The organism is Dactylosporangium sp. CA-152071 (assembly GCF_050936335.1).
GTDB lineage: Bacteria > Actinomycetota > Actinomycetes > Mycobacteriales > Micromonosporaceae > Dactylosporangium > Dactylosporangium maewongense.
In genome coordinates, this window is the sequence record NZ_JBNJMZ010000002.1 from 720448 (window position 1) to 738457 (window position 18010).

At 73.7% G+C, this 18010-nt stretch carries 14 protein-coding genes; 4 read left to right on the forward strand and 10 right to left on the reverse strand.

Going from position 1 to position 18010, the window contains the following annotated elements:
• Nucleotides 1–70: 70 nt before the first annotated feature.
• Nucleotides 71–799 (reverse strand): DUF1963 domain-containing protein, encoded by a 729-nt coding sequence (locus tag ACQEVZ_RS43505; RefSeq protein ID WP_433378847.1) that lies wholly within the window; start codon nt 797–799, stop codon nt 71–73.
• Nucleotides 796–4482 carry a hypothetical protein gene (locus ACQEVZ_RS43510; protein WP_433378850.1) on the reverse strand — a complete coding sequence of 1229 codons (3687 nt, stop codon included), beginning with the start codon at nt 4480–4482 and terminating at the stop codon, nt 796–798. The genes ACQEVZ_RS43505 and ACQEVZ_RS43510 overlap by 4 nt, the downstream gene beginning before the upstream one ends.
• A 161-nt stretch (nt 4483–4643) precedes the next feature.
• On the opposite strand from ACQEVZ_RS43510, the gene ACQEVZ_RS43515 reads away from it, so the two are divergent.
• Complete coding sequence (locus ACQEVZ_RS43515) at nt 4644–4979, forward strand: hypothetical protein (RefSeq protein ID WP_433378853.1); 336 nt, start codon at nt 4644–4646, stop codon at nt 4977–4979.
• A gap of 337 nt (nt 4980–5316) precedes the next feature.
• Here the strand turns inward: ACQEVZ_RS43515 and ACQEVZ_RS43520 are convergent, their stop codons facing one another.
• Nucleotides 5317–6036 carry a lysozyme gene (locus tag ACQEVZ_RS43520; protein ID WP_354897196.1) on the reverse strand — a complete coding sequence of 240 codons (720 nt, stop codon included), beginning with the start codon at nt 6034–6036 and terminating at the stop codon, nt 5317–5319.
• Between the two features lie 213 nt (nt 6037–6249).
• On the opposite strand from ACQEVZ_RS43520, the gene ACQEVZ_RS43525 reads away from it, so the two are divergent.
• Nucleotides 6250–6903: a peptidoglycan recognition protein family protein gene (locus tag ACQEVZ_RS43525; RefSeq protein WP_433378856.1), complete on the forward strand. Its 654-nt coding sequence runs from the start codon at nt 6250–6252 to the stop codon at nt 6901–6903.
• Between the two features lie 99 nt (nt 6904–7002).
• On the opposite strand, the gene ACQEVZ_RS43530 is transcribed toward ACQEVZ_RS43525, so the two are convergent.
• Together ACQEVZ_RS43530 and ACQEVZ_RS43535 are read right to left on the reverse strand one after the other, a co-directional pair.
• Nucleotides 7003–7851, reverse strand: coding sequence for an ABC transporter permease (locus ACQEVZ_RS43530; RefSeq protein WP_344505169.1), 849 nt, complete (start codon nt 7849–7851; stop codon nt 7003–7005).
• Nucleotides 7848–8759 (reverse strand): ABC transporter ATP-binding protein, encoded by a 912-nt coding sequence (locus ACQEVZ_RS43535; protein WP_425552296.1) that lies wholly within the window; start codon nt 8757–8759, stop codon nt 7848–7850. Before ACQEVZ_RS43535 ends, ACQEVZ_RS43530 begins: the two co-directional genes overlap by 4 nt.
• A 131-nt stretch (nt 8760–8890) precedes the next feature.
• Here ACQEVZ_RS43535 and ACQEVZ_RS43540 point away from each other — a divergent pair, with 131 nt between their 5' ends.
• Both ACQEVZ_RS43540 and ACQEVZ_RS43545 read left to right on the forward strand, forming a co-directional pair.
• On the forward strand, nt 8891–10051 hold the full coding sequence (locus ACQEVZ_RS43540) for a sensor histidine kinase (RefSeq protein WP_433378861.1): 1161 nt from the start codon (nt 8891–8893) through the stop codon (nt 10049–10051).
• Entirely contained in the window at nt 10048–10725 is a 678-nt protein-coding gene (locus tag ACQEVZ_RS43545; protein WP_344505172.1) for a response regulator transcription factor, read from the forward strand. Before ACQEVZ_RS43540 ends, ACQEVZ_RS43545 begins: the two co-directional genes overlap by 4 nt.
• A 49-nt stretch (nt 10726–10774) precedes the next feature.
• Here the strand turns inward: ACQEVZ_RS43545 and ACQEVZ_RS43550 are convergent, their stop codons facing one another.
• The 5 genes from ACQEVZ_RS43550 to ACQEVZ_RS43570 form a co-directional block, all read right to left on the reverse strand.
• A complete protein-coding gene (locus tag ACQEVZ_RS43550) occupies nt 10775–11803 on the reverse strand; it encodes a C-terminal binding protein (protein ID WP_433378865.1) in 1029 nt (342 codons plus the stop codon).
• Nucleotides 11790–13529 (reverse strand): IlvD/Edd family dehydratase, encoded by a 1740-nt coding sequence (locus ACQEVZ_RS43555; protein ID WP_433378868.1) that lies wholly within the window; start codon nt 13527–13529, stop codon nt 11790–11792. The genes ACQEVZ_RS43550 and ACQEVZ_RS43555 overlap by 14 nt, the downstream gene beginning before the upstream one ends.
• A 2-nt stretch (nt 13530–13531) precedes the next feature.
• Nucleotides 13532–14872, reverse strand: a complete 1341-nt coding sequence (locus ACQEVZ_RS43560; RefSeq protein ID WP_433378871.1) for a glucose-6-phosphate dehydrogenase — start codon at nt 14870–14872, stop codon at nt 13532–13534.
• Entirely contained in the window at nt 14872–16701 is a 1830-nt protein-coding gene (locus ACQEVZ_RS43565) for a glycoside hydrolase family 15 protein (RefSeq protein WP_433378874.1), read from the reverse strand. Before ACQEVZ_RS43565 ends, ACQEVZ_RS43560 begins: the two co-directional genes overlap by 1 nt.
• Nucleotides 16702–16763: 62 nt before the next feature.
• Nucleotides 16764–17975 (reverse strand): FAD-dependent monooxygenase, encoded by a 1212-nt coding sequence (locus tag ACQEVZ_RS43570; protein WP_433378877.1) that lies wholly within the window; start codon nt 17973–17975, stop codon nt 16764–16766.
• Nucleotides 17976–18010: the final 35 nt, after the last annotated feature.

The following is an 18010-nucleotide window of genomic DNA, read 5'->3' on the forward strand; positions in this document are numbered from 1 at the left end:
CCGGCACCTGAATGCGCGCACCCGACTTGCGCCGCGATGGCAACCCCGGCGATGCGAGGCCGGCGAGCGGTCAGGCTACCTCGTAGGTCATCCGGACCCGGTCGAGCCGGCCTTGCCGCAGGTCGTCGTCGGGGACCACGAACGCCAGCCGCACCAGCTCGCCCCACGCGGTGCCTTCCTCGCCCTCCAGCTGGAGCAGCGGCCTGGTGCCGGGCCGCTGCGGGTGGTAGCCGTCGCCGAGCCGGCCCAGGACCTGGTGCGGGGTGTGTTCCGGTGCGAGCGCCCGGAGCACGTCGATGAGCGCCGGGCCCGTCGCGTGCAGCAGGGTGCGCAGCGCCGGGTCGTCGAGCTCCGGCACGGACCGGACCGGCCACGCGCCGAGCGGCTGCGCCGGGACGACCTCCGCGTGTTCTGGCGCCTGCTGTACCGGCGCTGCGTCGGGCACGTGGAGCACCCTGCCAGCGTCGGGCTCGTCGCGCCAGACCGCGGCGAAGAACAGCAGCAGGCCGTCGCGGGGCAGCGTCCACTCCGCGCCCAGCAGGCCGGCGAGGGCGTCGCAGCGCAGCTGGGCGAGGAGGGTGAGCGGCTCGCCGCCGACGGCCGGCCAGTCGACGCCGGGCGGAAGGCGCGGCAGTCCGCCGTAGCTGCCGGCGTACCGGCCGCCGTCGGCGATCTCGTCGTCCTCGTGCTCCCAATCCTCGAGCACCGCCAGCTCCAGCGCGGGCCGTGCGAGGGCCAGGACCGCCGCGACGATCGACGGATCCAGCTCGGCGTCCAGGCCTGCCCTCCGAGTGCTCACCGGCCGCAGGTCGGGCGGAACGGGGCCGACGGCAGGTGCGTGGCCCACTCCTGCCGGGTCAGCGCGCGGCCGGCGCAGATGCGGTCCCGCGCCGCGGCGACGTCGAACGACCAGCTGACGATCCGGCCGTCCTCGGCGCCGGAGACGAGCGTGCCGGCCGCGGTGAACGCGAGCCCGCGCACCCGCGCGGTGTGACCGGTCAGGGTGGCGACGGGCCGCCGGCCGGCGACGTCCCACACGATGACGGAGTGGTCGTCGCCCGCGGACGCGAGCCGGCGGCCGTCCCGGTCGAAGGCGAGCACCTGCACCGGCGCGGTGTGTCCACTGAGGACGGCGAGCTCCCGGCCGGTCGCGGTGTCCCACAGCTTGACGGTCCGGGTGTCGCCCGCCGTCGCGAGCAGGCCGCCGTCGGGGCTGACGGCGATGTCCTGCACCGCGCTCTGCCCGGTGTTGACCCGGCTCAGCAGGCGTCCGGTCGCGGTGTCCCACGTGTTGACATAGCCGCCGGCGCTCGCGCCGACCAGGCGGCGGCCATCGGGGGTGAACACCAGCGACGTGACGATCCGCGGGTCGAGCGACGCGGTGCGGTCGACCGGCGCGCCGACGTCGCGCACGTCCCACATCGAGGGGCCGAGGGTCGCCGCGGCGAGGAACCCGCCGGTGGGGTCGAAGGCGAGGTCGGTGGTGACCCCCGACCCGTTGGTGCGCAGCGGCGCCGTCACGGGTTTGCCCGGCCGGACGTCCCAGATGGTGACGGTGTTGGTACGGGTGACGGCGGCGAGGATCTGTCCGCCCGGGTGGAACGCGACGGCCTGGACCTCGTCGCCGTGTCCACTCAGGACGGTCGACGCCTTCCCGGCGGTGTCCCACAGCCGGACCGTCCCGTCGCTGCCGGCGGACGCGACGGTGGTGCCGTCGGGGCTGACCTTGACGTCGTGCACCCGGGCGGTGAACGCGCCGAACGGCCGGGCGGCGAGGTCGTGCACCACGATCGTGCCGTTGAAGCCGGCGGAGGCCAGGTAGGTGCCGTCCCGGCTCAACACGACGGTGACCGTCTCGGTGCGGCCGCGGTCCTGCAGCGTCTCGAGGGGTTCGCGGCTGCGCAGGTCCCAGACGGTGATGGCGCCGTTCTCGTCGGCGACGGCGAGCCGGCCGCCGGCCGGTGCGGAGATGGCCCACGAGTATCCGCCGTTGCCCGGCAGCCCCGGCAGGGCCGCGGCCCGCCCGCCGGTGACGTCCCACATGGTGACGCCCCGGTCCTCAGAGGAGGCGGCCAGGGTGAACCCCTCCCCGGCGAACGCGACGGAGAACACGTGCGGCGTGGGCAGTTCGGCCACGACGGTGCCCGCGGCCACGTCCCACACCTTGGGCGCCTGACCGCCGGCGGCGGCGAGCAGCGACCCGTCGTGGCTGAAGGCCACCGACGCCACGGCGTGCCCCAGTCCGGAGAGGACGGTGGTGCCGCCGGTACCGACGTGGAACAGCGCGATGGTTGCGCCCTTGGCCACGGCGACGGTCATGCCGTCGGGGCTGAACGCCATCGCCGAGCCGAGGCCGTCGGCGTCGAAGCGGTGCAGCTGCCGCCGGGTGGCGGTGTCCCAGACGATGACCGAGCCCTTGGCGCCGTCGATCCCGACCGATGCGAGGCGGGTCCCGTCGCCGCTGAACGCGACGCTCGCCGCCCGCCCCGTGTGCCCGGTCAGCGTGCCGGTGCGGGTGCCGCGGACGGGGTCCCACAGGCCGATCGTGCCGTCGCCGGCGGCGGAGGCGAGCAGCGTGCGGCCGGGGTCGAACGCGACGGCGTAGATCGACGGCCCGCCGACGTTGAGCTCGCGCCGGCGTGGTGCCACGGCGGCGCTGAGCACGGCGCCGCGGGACTCGGTGGTCGAGTGCAGGCGCTCCGCCTCGACCGCGAGCAGGCCGGCGAGCTCGGGGTCGGTGGCCAGCAGCGACCGGGAGCGCAGGGACACCTCCTCGGCCAGCGTCGCCACCTGCTGCCGGCGCGCGTCCTGGCGCTGCCGGGTGGCGACGGCGCCGCCGAGCACGGCGAGCACCAGGAGCACGGCCATGCCGGCGACGAGCCGCTTGAGCCGGCGCGCCTGCCGCCGGACCCCGGCCTGCTCGGCCTCGGCCAGGTCGTTGCTCTCCCTGAGGAACGCCGACTCCAGCTGGTTGAGCCCGGTCAGGCCCTGCGCGGCGGCGAGCTGCGCCCCCCGGTACAGGGCGCCGCTGTCACGGTGCAGCGTCCGCCACGTGTGTGCGGCGTCGGTGAGCCGCCGGTGCGCGACGAGCGCGGCGCGGTCGTCGGTGAGCCAGCGGTGCAGCCGCGGCCAGGCCCGGATCAGGGCCTCGTGCGCGACCTCGACGGTGCCGTCGCCGAGGACGACCAGGCGGGCGTCGGTGAGCTCGTGCAGGACCACGGCGGTGACGCCCGGGTCGGCGACGCCGTCGAGCTCGGCGCGGGCGATCGGCCGGCGGGTGTCCTCGGTGCCGTCGCCGAGGGCGGTGAGCCGCTGGAAGATCCGGCGGGTCGCCGCCTGCTCGGCCGGGTCGAGGCCGGCGTGGACCCGCTCCGCGGTCTGCGCGATCGCGCCGCGGACCCCGCCCCCGGCGTGGTACGCGGCGAGGGTGAGGGTGGCGCCGTCGCGGCGCTGCCAGGTCTCCAGCAGCGCGTGCGAGACGAGCGGCAGCGCGCCGGGCTCGTCGGCCGCGTCCGCGAGGACCGTGGTGACCAGGTCCGGTTCGACGCTCAGCCCGGCCAGCGCGGCAGGCCGGGTGATGATCTCCCGCAGTTCACCGCCGGTCACCGGCCCGACGAGCAGCTGCGCCTCGTCGCGCAGCGCGTCGACGAGGTCCGCGTGCCGGCTCAGGTGCGCGAGGAAGTCCGCGCGCACGCCCAGCACGACCGTCGTGCGGCGGTCCTCGCCGCGGGCGGCGTCCAGCAGCGCGGCGATGAACGTGCGGCGCTCGTCCGGGTCGGCGCACAGCGTGAACACCTCCTCGAACTGGTCGACGACGAGCAGTGCCCGGGTGTCCGGCGGCGCGGCCGCGAGCGCGCCGCGCACGGCGACGTCCAGGGCGCCCCGGTCGCTGCCGAGCTCCTCCCGGACGCGGTGCCGGTCGGCACCGGACAACTTCGTGACCAGGTCGGACAACGCGTCGAGGGGGTGTTCGGTCGGGGTCATCAGCATCGTGCGCCACGTCTTCGGCAGGGCGCCGATCAGGCCGGCCCGCAGCAGGGAGGACTTGCCGCTGCCGGACGCCCCGAACACGCCGACGACCGGCAGCCGGTCGATCTTCGCCCGGAGCCGTTCGACAAGCTCGGCCCGGCCGAAGAACCACTCGGCCTGCTCCGGCTGGAAGGCCGCGAGTCCCCGGTACGGGCAGTGCTCCTCGACCTGCGCGGTCCGCGCCGGCCGGTCCGCCGCGGCGGCCTCCCAGCGGGCGTTCCACTCGGTGGGGTCGCCGCCGCACGCCTCGGCGTAGGCGACGGTGACCTCCCGCGACGGCAGCCGGTCGCCCTTCGCCGCCTCGGCGAGCGTGCTGGCCGAGTAGTGGGCCCGGCGGGCCAGGGTCCGGTAGCTCGGGCTGCCGGCCTGCTCGCGCAGCTGCCGCAGCTGCCACGCGAGTCGCTGCACCGGACCGGCCTGAGGATCCACCGGCTTCTCGGGTCGGCCCACCATTGCACCTCCGCGATCTGGGGTCAGCACGATACCGCGGGTTGTCCGGCGTTGTTTGTCCGGCGCCCGGTGCACTGTCGGTCAATTCCCGCACCGTCCATGGTGGACGAGGCAAGGCAACCCGCCGACCAGGGCATTGCCGTCCACCGGGAAGGAAGGTGTCGATGATTCGACGGATCGCAGGGGCGTGCGTCGCGGTGGCCGCGGCCGCCGCGCTCACGGTGGCAGGGGGTGCCACCGCGCACGCCGATCAGGGCTGGATCGGTGAGTGTCATCCGCAGCAATACGGGGGCTGGTGTGATGGCAACGGACCGGACTGGCAGTACCGCGGCTTCGTGAAGTGCGCCGCCCAGTCCAGCGGCAGCAAGCCGTACTACGGCCCGTTCCGCTGGGCCGGCGACACCCGGGGCTCCTACGCGCGCTGCACGCTGGGCACGTCGTACAAGTCCGGCGGTGTCGAGGTCTATTACAAGGGTGTCCTGAAGGCGACCCATCCGTGAGGAGGACCGTTCCGTTGTAACGGCGCCCGGCATGCCGGCGAGCGCCGGGCCGTCACCACAGGGACGGCACGGGCGTCCGCCCCGGCTGAGGCATTACTCCCCCTCCAGGCCGGTCCCCGCCCGCAGGTCCCGCGGGCGGGGACCGGTCGCACCGTCCACGCCGGTCGCACCGTCTGCGGACTCGCTGGACGGGACGTCGGTGCGCGTCCTCGGGCTGATGCGGGCCTGCGCCGAGCCCCGCTGCGGCGAGGAGATCCTCTGCCGCTGTGACGCGGTGGCTCGGCGCAGGTGCGGTGCTGTCAGGCGCCGGCGTTCGTGCCGTGCGCGGGCGCGGGGCTCAGCAGGGGCCGTTGCAGGCCAGGACCTTGAGCCGGTCGAGGGCGCCGTTCCACTGGTTCGAGTCGCCGGCGAACGGGCCGGTGCTCGAGTACTGCCAGAACGACCACGTCGGCGCGCCGGCGGGCAGAGTGCCGGGGCTGCTGCTGTACCGGGCGAGCCACAGCGGCGAGTTGGCCCAGAAGCCGCTGTAGTTGCCGGTGCAGGTGACCCACCAGTCGGTCGTCGTGTAGATGGTCGCCCAGCGGCCGGTCCTGGTGTGGTACTGGTTGAGGAACGCGCGGATCCAGCTCACCATGCTCGCCTGCGACAGCCCGTAACACGTTGCGCCGTAAGGGTTGTACTCGATGTCCAGCGCGCCGGGCAGCGTCTTGCCGTCCTTGGACCAGCCCCCGCCGTGCGCGACGAAGTAGTCGGCCTGCGCGGCCCCGCCGCCGCCGTTCGGGATCGCGAAGTGGTAGGCGCCCCGGATCATGCCGATGTTGTACGAGCCGTTGTACTGCTGGGCGAAGTACGGGTTCGTGTAGTAGGTGCCCTCGGTCGCCTTGACGTACGCGAACCGCGAGCCGGCGTTCCACTGCGCCGCCCAGTTGACGTTGCCCTGATGGCCCGAGACGTCCTGGCCGTAGGTGACGGTGGCGGCAGAGGCCGGGCTGCCGGTGAGGACCGTGGTGACGAGGGCGGCCGCCAGGGACAGTGCCGCCAGGGCTCTCTTGGACACGATGTGTGCCTCCTTGCTCCGGGGGGTGGCAGATAGCTTCGCCGATTAGCTCACGGTGGTGGGAAACTTTCAATAGGTATCCATCTAAATTTGTCGTGACAGACTTCGATGGACACAGCGCGCTGAGCAGGTGTAATGTGCCGCGATGCAGGAAGTTTACGAACTTCTATGGATCCGGTAAGTTAGCACCGACGTTCCCGGGAGGCTCGCGCCATGGCCCGTCTCACCCGTCGCGACGCCCTGCGCGGCGCCGTCCTGCTCGGCGGCGCCGCGGCGCTGCTGACCGTCGCCGACCCTTCCGCCGGCGCGGCGCCGGCCGCACCCGACCAGCCGTCGATCGACAGCTGCGGCTCCTGGGGAGCCCGCCCACCGGCCGGCCCGCTCACCATCGTCCAGCACCGCCCGAACAAGATCATCGTGCACCACACGGCGCTGGCCAACTCGACCGACACGTCCCAAGCGCACGCCTTCGCCGCCTCCCGCGAGATCCAGGACCTGCACATGGACGGCAACGGCTGGATCGACAGCGGCCAGCACTTCACCAACAGCCGCGGCGGCTGGCTCACCGAGGGCCGCCACGGCAGCCTGTACGCGCTGCTGCACAGCCAGACCATGGTCCAGGGCGCCCACTGCGTCGGCCAGAACGACCAGGCCATCGGCATCGAGAACGAGGGCACCTACCTCACCGAACAACCCCCGGCCGCGCTGTGGTCGAGCCTGATCGCCTTCTGCGCGTTCACCTGCCACCAGTACGGCATCCCCGCCACCGAGATCTACGGCCACAAGGACTTCAACAACACCCAGTGCCCAGGCCTGCTCCACGCCCGCCTCCCGGAGCTCCGCTCCGCCGTGGCCGCCCGCCCCTGACCCCTGATTGCGCCTGGTCCCGCATCACGGGGTGGCACCAGGTCCGGCCCCGGTTCTTCGCCGGCTTCCACCGTGCATCCCCGCACTCGCCGGCCGGCGTCAGACGTCCCGGCGGTGCACGACGGCCAGCCCGATCAGCAGCGCGATGAGCGGCCAGGCGGCGAACACGGCCCACGCCTCGGCCAGGCTCGGCGGGTACAGGCCCCATGGGTGCGGGTTGATGTCCGTCAGCCGGTCGTAGGCCACGAGTGGCATGGTGTTTCGTGCTTCCCGGCTCCACCGATGTTCCGGGCTGAAGAACAGGGGCAGGAACAGCAGGACCCCAGTGGTGGTGACGATCGTGCTGGCGGGGTGGCGCAGCAGTGCGGCGATGCCCATGCCGACCAGCGCGCAGACCGGCAGCAGCAGCGCGCAGCCTGTGATCGCCCGGGGTACGCCGGGATGGCGGATCGACAGCCCGGCGTGGTGGTCGGCCAGGATGGCCTGGCTGGCGAGGAACGCCGAGACCGCGATGAGCGCGCCGAGGGCGGACATGACGCCGGCCAGGACGCAAGCTTTGGCCGCGAGCAGGGAACGCCGGGCGGGCACCGCGGCGAATGTGGTGCGGATGAGGCCGCTGCCGTATTCGCTGACCAGGGTCACCGCCCCGATCGCGCCGGCGGCCAGCATGGCTACCAGGTACGAGTTGTGGACGAACGCGTCGCGCAGCGGGTAGAACGCGGCCCGTTCCTCGGGACTCCACCGGCCCCAGTTGTCCCGGTCGTACATCGCTTGCTGCACGGCCGAGCCGACGATCAGCACCGCGATCAGCGCCAGGCCGCCGGCCGTGGAGCGCAGTGACCAGAATTTGATCCACTCCGCGGCGAGCAGGTCGGCGAAGCGGGCGCGCGGTTCCGTCTCCGCCGGCCGGGCGGTGGGCGAGGCCGTCCGGGTGCGCAGGGCGGTCATCGCTCCTCCCCGGCCTGGTACTCCACGCTGTCGGCGGTGAGCCGCATGAACGCCTCCTCCAATGATGACGTGCGGGTGTACAGCTCGTGCACGGCGATGCCCCGGGCGGCGGCGAGCTCGCCGATTCGCTCTGCGGCCAGGCCGGTCACCGTTAGGGTGCCGGTGCCGTCGGTGTCGACCGCGCCGCCGGCCCCCGCCAGCGCCGCCCCGAGCGCGGCCGGGGCGGACGTACGTACGGTGACGCTAGGGTTGGCGCTGCGGGCGGCGAAGTCGGCCAAGCGCTCTTCGGCGATCAGGCGTCCCCGGCCGATGACGACCAGCCGGTCGGCGGTGTGCTCCATTTCGCTCATCAGGTGACTGGAGACGAACACGGTCCGCCCCTGCGCGGCGAGCCGGCCGAACAGCTCCCGCACCCAGCGCACCCCTTCAGGGTCCAGGCCGTTGAACGGCTCGTCGAACAGCAGCACGGGCGGGTCGCCGAGCAGCGCGGCCGCGATGCCGAGCCGCTGCTTCATGCCCAGGGAGTACCCGCCGACCCGGCGCCGGGCCGCGGCGCTCAAGCCGACCTCGGCGAGCACCTCGGCCACCCGGCGGCGGGGAATGCGGTTGCTGACGGCGAGCGCGGTGAGGTGCGCGGTGGCGCTGCGTCCGCCGTGCACGTCGCCGGCGTCGAGCAGCGCGCCGACGTGGCGTAGCCCTCGCGCGTGGTCCCGGAAGCGGACCCGGTTCACGGTGACGGTCCCGCCGCTCGGCTCGTGCAGGCCGAGGATCAGCCGGAGCGTGGTGGATTTGCCGGCGCCGTTGGGGCCGAGGAAGCCGGTGACGTGGCCGGGCCCGATGGTACAGGTGAGGTCGTCGACCGCGGTGGTGCGGCCGTACCGCTTGGTGAGGTGGCGTAGTTCGATCACGCTGTTCACCGTGCCGGGTGGTCCTGCTCCGGGCATCGGGCCGCGGCACACAACGGCCGGCGCAGGGGTAGCCCGTGGGCGTACGCCCGCAGGCCGATGCCGGGCGCCGCCGCCTCGCATAGCATCGCGGCATGCCCGACCCCGGATCGCCGGCGCGCCCGCCCGCCTCGCTCGCCTGGACGGTGCTGGCCTGGTGCGGCGCGGCGGCGTACCCGGTCGTGCTGCTGACCATGGTGCCGGCGTACCGGGGGACGCTGCTGCCGATGCTGGCACTGCTGCTGCCGACCGGCTTGCTGCGGCGGTACCCGTTACCGGTGCTGGCGCTGATGCTGGCCGGTTCGTGGCTGGTCACGGTGACCGCGCATGTATGGGGGGTCGCATACAGTCAGGTCCTCGCGGTGGACGTGGCGCTGGCGGTGACGGCGGCGGCCCGGCCGCGACGGGTGTCGCTGGCCGCGGCCGCGATGGTCGTCGCCGTTCAGGTCGCCGCGGTGGGCTACTACGCCACCGGTGACCAGCTCTACCGCAGCACCGTGGCGATCGTCGCGCTGACCGGGGTGGCCGCGTGGGCGATCGGCAACTCGGCGCGGCAGCGCCGCGAGCACGCGGCCGCGATCGCGGCGCAGGCGACCGAGCGGGCGGTGACAGCGGAGCGGTTGCACATCGCCCGCGAACTGCACGACATGGTCGCGCACAGCGTCGGGATCATCGCCATCCAGGCCGGCATGGGTGCCCGGGTCATCGACAGCCGGCCGGACGAGGCCCGCCTGGCGCTTCGCACGATCGAGGCGACCAGCCGGGAGACCCTCGCCGGGCTGCGCCGCACGCTCGTGTCGCTGCGCCGCCCGGCTGGCGGGGCCGGTCCGGACGCCACGGGGGACGTGCCGCCTCGGGACCCGGCGCCGGGTCTGGCGGACCTCGACCGGCTCGCGGAGTCCACTGCGGATGCCGGGGTGCAGGTGGAGCTCTCCCGGCGCGGCGAGCAGCGGTTGCTGCCACCGGAGATCGAACTGTCGGCGTACCGGATCGTGCAGGAAGCGCTGACGAACGTGGTACGCCACGCCGGCGCCGCCCGTTGCCGGGTGACCGTGGACTATGGCGAGCGGGACCTGTCGGTCGAGGTGGCCGACGACGGCCCGGGACACGGCGACGCGGTGGCGGCCCCGGGCTTCGGGCTCGCCGGCTTGCGGGAGCGGGCCGCGATGCTCGGTGGAGAGCTCAGCGCGGGTCCGTGCCCGGGCGGAGGCTTCCGGGTATTCGCTCGGCTCCCGACGCCGGCGGGGGTCGCGTGAACGCGCCGGGCGGCGCCGTGCACGTACGGGTCGTGCTCGCCGACGACCAGCCGCTGATCCGCGCGGGCCTGCGGGTGCTCATCGACGACACGCCCGGCATGGCGGTGGTGGGCGAGGCGTCGGACGGCGCGGAGGCGGTGGGACTGGTTCGTCAGTTCCGGCCGGACGTGGTGCTCATGGACATCCGAATGCCGGGCATGGACGGCATCGATGCCACCCGGAGGATCACCGCGGCCGGCGGGGCGACCCGGGTGCTGGTGCTGACCACGTTCGACGATGACGAGTACGTCTATGGCGCGTTGCGGGCCGGGGCGAGCGGTTTCCTGGTCAAGGACATGGCGCTGGAGGAGATCCTCGGGGCGGTCCGGGTGGTGGCTGCCGGCGACGCGCTGCTCGCACCGAGCGTCACGCGCCGGCTGATCGCCGAGTTCGCCGGTCGGCCCACACCGGCCCGCCCGCGCCCGGTGCTCACCGGTGTGACCGAGCGGGAGCGGGAGGTGCTGACACTGGTCGGCCGCGGCCTGTCCAACGGCGAGATCGCCGCCGAGCTGGTGGTCAGCGTCGCCACCGCGAAGGCGCACGTGGCGCGCTTGCTGACCAAGCTCGGTGCCCGGGACCGATTGCAGCTGGTGATCGCCGCGTACGACGCCGGGCTGGTCGCGCCCCAGCGCTGAGATCCCGGGTTCGGTTCTCCACGCAGTCTCACCACCGCCGGAGCCGGGTTCACAGTTCGTTGGGGCCCAGGGTGTTGACCGGAGAGTGCGGGGGCCGGCCGGTCAGGACGCGGACGGCCTCCTCGGTGGCGAGGGTGCGGACGGCGCGCATGGACTGTTCGGAGTAATAGGCGGCGTGCGGGGTGACGATGGCGTTCGGCAGGTGCAGGAGGGGGTTGTCCGGATGCCAGTCGCGCTGCTTGGCCGGCTCCTCCTCCAGGTCGTCGAGGGCGGCCGCGGCGATGGTGTGGTTGGTGAGGGCGTGGGCCAGGGCCGTGTCGGAAACGATGGGGCCGCGGGCGGTGTTGACGAGGACGGCGGTCGGCTTCATGCGGGCGAGGGTCGCCTCGTCGAAGAGGTGGTGGGTGTGCGGGGTCAGCGGGGCCTGGATGACGAGGTAGTCGGAGTCGGCGACGAGCTCGTCGAATGCGACCGGGCGGACCCCGGCGGCGCGCAGGACCTCGGCTTCCACGAACGGGTCGTGGCTGATGAGCTCGACGCCGAACGGGCGGGCACGGTCGGCGATCAGCTGGGCGATGGCGCCGAAGCCCAGGATGCCGAAGACGCGGCCGCGCAGGCGCCAGATCGGTGCGCCGGACTGCCACTGCCAGGTGCCGGCGCGGGTCGCTTCCGAGTACGAGACGATGTTGCGCACAGCGGACAGCCAGAGGGCGATGGCGTGGTCGGCGACCTCGTCGGCGCACCAGTCGTTCGGGGCGTTGGTGACCTGGATGCCGAGACGGGTGGCGGCGTCGACGTCCACGATGTCGACGCCGGTGCCGTAGCGGGCGATGACGCGGCAGTTGGGCAGGTGCGCCATGGCGGTCGCGCCGATGTGGGCGTACTGCGTGAGGATGCCGTCGGCGGATCGGCCGTAACGGATGACGTCCTCCTCGGTCCTGCACTGGCGCGATTCCAGGCGGAAGCCGGCCGAGGAGGCGATGTCGCGCTCGATCGAGACGTCGCCGAAGTCGGAGTCCGCGATCATGATCGTGCCCGATGCACCCGAGGCGCCGGGGGCGAAGTCAGTGGGAGTCACGGGGCAGTCCTTTCGTGTGCACGATGTCCTGATACTCGACGGCGAAGTCCAGGCAGCTGCCGGTGTCCATCTGGCCGGTGTGTGCCCGGAAGAGCTCCTGCCAGGGCGTCTGGTCGACGCGCGGCGGCGGCACGTAGCCGCTCCACCGCTCTTCGATCTCCTCGTCGGTGAGCTCGGCGTCCAGCCGGCGGGTGGGCATGTCGAGGGTGACCCGGTCGCCGGTGCGCAGGATCGCCAGGTTGCCGCCGATCGCGGCCTCCGGGCTGGCGTTGAGGATCGACGGGGCGTCGGACGTGCCGCTCTGCCGGCCGTCGCCGAGCGTCGCGAGCGCCTGGACGCCCCGCATGATGAGGGCGGCGGGCGGTTGCATGTTCACCACCTCGGCGGACCCGGGGTAGCCGATCGGCCCGGTGTTGCGCACGACGAGCAGGCAGCCCTCGTCGATGTCCAGCGACGGGTCGTCGATGCGCCGGTGGTAGTCCTCGGGCCCTTCGAAGACGACCGCGCGCCACGTCACCGTGGGTGCGGGCAGGAAGGCCGACGTGGCCACCGACATCTTCATCATCGCCGAGCGGAAGAGGTTGCCGTGCAGCACGAGGAAGCCGCCGCGCGGCGAGAACGCGTCGTCGACCGAGGTGGCGATCACCGACGGGTCCGAGGAGGGGGCGGCGTTCTCGGCGATCGTCCGGCCGTTCACACAGAGAGCGTCGGGGTGCAGGCGCCCGGCGGCGAGCAGCGTGTGGAGCACGGCCGGGATGCCGCCGGCGCGGTGGAAGTCCTCGCCGAGGTAGGTGCCGGCCGGGGCGCAGTTGACGAGGACCGGCACGCCTCCGCCGACGGCCTCCCAGTCGTCGTTCGTCAGGTCGACCCCGGTGTGGCGGGCGATCGCGTTGAGGTGGATGGGGCAGTTCGTGGAGCCCGCGATGGCGGCGGTGACGGCGATCGCGTTCTCGAACGCCTCCCGGGTCATGATGGAGCGCGGCGTGACGTCGTCCCTGACGAGGTCCACCGCGCGGCGCCCGGTGTCGTACGCGATCTGTCCCCGCTCCCGGTAGGGCGCCGGGATCGCCGCGCAGCCGGGCAGCGACATGCCGAGCGCCTCGGCGATGCTGTTCATCGACAAGGCGGTGCCCATCGTGTTGCAGTGCCCGACGCTAGGCGCGGAGCACGCCACCCGGTCCATGAACTCGGCGTAGTCGATCTTCCCGGCGGCGAGGAGCCGGCGCGACTGCCAGATGACGAGGCCCGACCCCGCGCGTTCGCCGCCGATGTACCCGTTGAGCATCGGCCCGCCCGAGAGCACGATCGCGGGCAGGTTGACGGTCGCGGCCGCCATGAGGCACGACCCGGTCGTCTTGTCGCAGCCGGTGGTGAGCACGACCCCGTCGAGCGGGTACCCGTACAGGACCTCGACCAGACCCAGGTAGGCGAGGTTGCGGTCGAGGGCGGCGGTGGGGCGTTTGCCGGTCTCCTGCAGCGGGTGCACCGGAAACTCCAGGGGGATGCCGCCGGCGTCGCGGATCCCGTCGCGGACCCGGTCGGCCAGCTCGACGTGGTGCCGGTTGCAGGGCACCAGGTCGCTGCCGGTCTGCGCGATGCCGATGACCGGCCGGCCGGACTGGAGCTCGGCACGGGTGAGGCCGAAGTTCAGGTACCGCTCCAGGTACAGCGCGGTCATGTCGGGGTTGGCGGGGTTGTCCCACCACTGCCGGCTGCGCAGGTCCACGGTCACACCTCCCAGGCGAAGGCCGGGTACTCCGACAGCGGCACGAGGTCCTTGGCCCAGGCCTCCAGCACGGGCGTGACCACCCGCCACGACTGCTCGGCCTCGTCGGCGCGGATCGACAGCGCCGGGTCGCGGTTGAGCACGTCGAGCAGCAGCCGCCCGTACGGCGGCAGGTGCGCGGGCGCGGGCGTGGCGGCGAGGGTCAGCGGGGTGAGCACGTCGCCGCTGGTCGTGGTGCCGGTCAGGTGCAACGACACCGACTCCGGCTCGAGGCCGAAGCGCAGCACGTTGGGCACCGCCTGGACGGCGCCGGCGAACGGCAGGTGCGGCACCTCCCGGAAGTGGATCGCGACCTCCTGCCGGGCGGTGCGCAGCGCCTTGCCGGTCCGCAGCCGGAAGGTCGTGTCGCGCCACCGCCAGTTGTCGATCTCCAGCCGTAGCTCCGCGAACGTCTCGGTGCGATGCATCGGGTCGACGCCCGGCTCGTCGACGTAGGCGGGCACTCCCCCGCCGGCGGTGTACCTGGCCCGCCGCGACCGTTCGGCGGCGTCGTGCAGGGTCAGCGGGCGGATCGAGCGCAGGACGTCCATCTTGCGGTCGCGCAGGTCCCGGTCGCCGAGGCTGATCGGCGGCTCCATCGCGACCAGGCACAGCAGCTGCAGCAGGTGGTTCTGCAGCATGTCCTTGAGCGCGCCGACGCCGTCGTAGTAGCCGGCCCGGCCTTCCAGGGCGAGGGACTCATCCCAGACGATGTCGACGCGTTCGATGTGGGCGCTGCTCCAGAGCGGTTCGAGGACCCGGTTGGCGAGCCGGACCCCGAGCAGGTTGAGGACCGTGCCCATCGCCAGGAAGTGGTCGACGCGGAAGATGCTGCGCTCGGGGTACAGCCGCGACAACAGCCGGTTGAGCTCGATGGCGTCGTCGAGGCTCTCGCCGAACGGCTTCTCCAGCACGACGGTGCTGCCGTTCGCGGTCCCAGCCGCGTGCAGTGCCGACACCGTGGCCGCGAAGATGGACGGCGGCAGCGCGAGGTACGCGGCGACGGGCCGGTCGTGCGGGATCACGGGGGCGAGGGCGTGAGCGTCGGTGACGTCGGCCCGGTGGTACCGGGAGGCGGCCACCACCTCGCGCCGGCGGTCCGGCGGGATGTCGTGGGCGTGCCGGTCGAGCTGCTCGGCCGCCCACGCGTGGAAGGCGTCGCCGGTCCAGTCCTCCCGGCCGACGCAGGTGACCCGGAACCCGTCGCCGAGGTGCCCGCCGGAGCGCAGCGCGCCGAGAGCCGGCAGCAGGAACCGGGCGGTCAGGTCCCCGGTCGCGCCGAGGATCACGAGCTCACCAAGCATCACGAGACTCCCGCCATGGCTCGGGACAGGTTGACCCCGCTGGCGATCACGCCGATGTGGCTGAACGCCTGCGGGAAGTTGCCGGCGAACTCGCCGGTCGCCGGGTCGATCTGTTCGGGCAGCAGCCCGAGCGGGCTGGCCCGGTCGCACAGCGACGCGTAGAGCGCGGCGGCCTCCTCCAGGCGGCCCTGGCCGGTGAGGTTGTCGACGAGCCAGAAGCTGCACAGCAGGAACGCGCCCTCGTCGCCGGGGATCCCGTCGGGGGACTCGTCGTGGCGGTACCGGTGCAGCAGCCCGCCGCCGGCGCCGAGCCGTTCGGTGACGGCCCTGGTGGTCGCCACCATCCGCGGGTGGTCGGCCGGGATCACCCGTCGCAGCGGCAGGGCGAGCAGGCTCGCGTCGACCCCGCCACCGTCGCCGAGGTGCTCGGTGATGGTCTGCGCGCCGTCGTCCCAGGCGTCCTCGAGGATCGACCGGCGGATCTTGTCGGCGGTCGCCCGCCACCGCGGCGCCGGTCCGGGCAGGTCGAGCCGCTCGGCCATGCCGGCCGCCCGTTCGAGCGCCACCTGGCACATGGCCGCGGAGTAGGTGTGGACGTGCCCCTCGTTGCGGACCTCCCAGATGCCCTGGTCGGGCTGCCGCCACGTGCGGGCGGCGGCGTCGGCGAGGCCGGCGAGGCCGTCCCAGAGCCCGGGCTCGACCCGGCCGCCGGCCCGGGACCACTGGTCGGCGCAGTCGAGGATCTCGCCGTAGACGTCGTGCTGGCGCTGGTCGGCGGCGCCGTTGCCCCAGCGGACCGGCGCGGAGTCGCGGTAGCCGCGCAGTCCCGGGTCGACCCGTTCGTCGGGCACGGGCCCGCCGGCCGGCGTGTACATGATCCTCGGCCGGCGGCTCTGCTCGAACGCGTCCAGGACCCAGCCGAGGAACGCGTCGGCCTCCCCGCCGAAGCCGATGCGGCGCATCGCGAAGACGGCGAACGCGGCGTCGCGGATCCAGGTGTACCGGTAGTCCCAGTTGCGCACGCCGCCGACCGGCGCCGGCAGCGAGGACGTCGGCGCCGCCACGATCGAGCCGTTGACCCAGTGGTCGCAGAGTTTGAGCGTGACGGCGGCCCGGCGGACCAGCGCCTCCTGCGGCCCGGCGTAGTCGAAGCCGGTCATCCAGCGCCGCCACGCCGCGGCCGTCTGTTCGAGGCTCTCGCCGGCGTCGAGGCGGTGGTGGCGGTGGACCCGCCCCCACGACAGCACCAGCTCCATCCGGTCGCCGCCGCGCATGGTGTACCGGTTGCGCAGCCCGCCGTTGAGCGGGTGGCTGGACCGCAGGTGCAGCCGCACGCCGGGCAGCAGCGCCGCCTGGATCTCCAGCCCGCCGAGCGCGGCCCGGGCGATGGCGCCGCCGTGCGGCTCCAGGTCGACCCGCACCTCGGCGGTGCCGTCCAGCACCTCGACGAGCCGCACCAGCTCACCCCGGTCGGCGGGGGTGTCGTCGGCGAGGTCCGCGCCGGAGCGCAGGGCGAGGGCGTCGGTCAGCCGCACCAGCCCGGTCGCGGTCCGCAGCTCGGTCACGAGGACGCCGGTGTCGCCCAGGTACCGCTGCCGCGCCTCGACCACACCGTCCGGCGCCACCTCGAAGCGTCCGCCGCCGGTGCGGTCCAGCAGCCCGCAGAACAGCGGATCCGCGTCGAAGCCGGGCACGCACAGCCAGACGACGCCGCCGTCGAGCCCGACGAGGGCGGCGGTCGCGCCGTCCCCGATCAGCCCGAGATCCTCCAGTGCCGGAAATCCGTCCCGCGGGCGCACCGGCCGGAACGCCGGCTCGGCCTCCACCATGTCCTGCCTCCAGGGCTGTGTGGTTCCGGCGCCGCACTACCCGCCCGCGGCGACCCGTAACGTCACGGGTAGGTGGGGAGGGCGGCGTCGGTGGCCAGGCGCTTCGTGCCGCTGACCATGGACCGCTGCACCAGTCTGGTGGCGAAGAGCCGGTTGCGCAGGGCGAGCCCCCAGCCGGTGGCGGGCGCCAGGAACCGGCCGGGGTTGGCGCCCTTCTGCCACCGTCCCGCGTATGCGCGCATGCGCTGCTCGTAGGCGGCGAGCGCGGTCCGGTGGTCGCCCCGGGCGGCGGCGAGCTCACCGGCGAGGACGTGGGCGCCGACGAGGCCCGTCCCCACGCCCATGCCGCCGAGGGTGACGCCCCAGGCGGCGTCGCCGAGCAGCGCGATCCGCCCGCGCGTCCAGCTCGGGGCGCTGACCCGGGCGATGGCGTCGAAGTACAGGTCGGGGGCGTCCGGCAGCGCGTCGAGCAGGGCCGGCACGTGCCAGGGCAGGCCGGCGAACACGTGCGCGACGAGCTTCTTCTGCGCGTCCTGGTCGTGCCAGTCGACGTCCCCGCCGCCGTCCGCGTCGCCCGGTGCGTCGCCGGTACGGAAGACCACCAGCGCGGTGGCGCGGGAGGGGTCGTGCGGGTCGGCCGAGATGCTCGCCGTCCGGCCGGGCACGGTGAAGTAGCGGCTCGCGCCGGCCGCCGCCCCGAACGTGTTCGGCAGCTCCCATCCGGCGATGTGGTAGCCGAGCCGGTGGACGAAGTCCTGCTCGGGACCGAACACGAGCCGGCGGACGGCCGAGTGCATGCCGTCGGCCCCGACGACGAGGTCGAAGGCCCGGGTGCCGGCCGCCCGGAACTGGACCCGGACCTCGGATCCGGTGTCGTCCAGGCCGGTGACGGTGTCACCGAACAGGTACTCGACCCGGTCCGCGGCGCGGTCGTACAGGACGCGCGACAGGTCCCGCCGGAACACCTCCAGGTCACCCCCGGCGAACGCGGCGGGCAGCGTGAAGATCTCCCGGTCGTCCTCGTCGACGCAGGTCATGGCGCCGCCGTGGGTCTGGCGTGCGCGCAGCTCGGCCAGGACGCCGAGCCGCTCCAGGACGGCCATGTGGGTCGGGCCGCGGAAGTCGACGGCGAAGCCGCTGCTGCGCAGCCGGGGTGCGACCTCCACGACGGTGACCTGGGCGCCGTGCTCGGCGAGGCGGAGCGCCAGGGCGGGCCCGGCGACCCCGGCACCGCTGACGAGCACACGGAGGGAACGAAGCGTGGTGGTGGACATGGCATTCTCCAAACTGTGTCCGTCGGATACAGAGT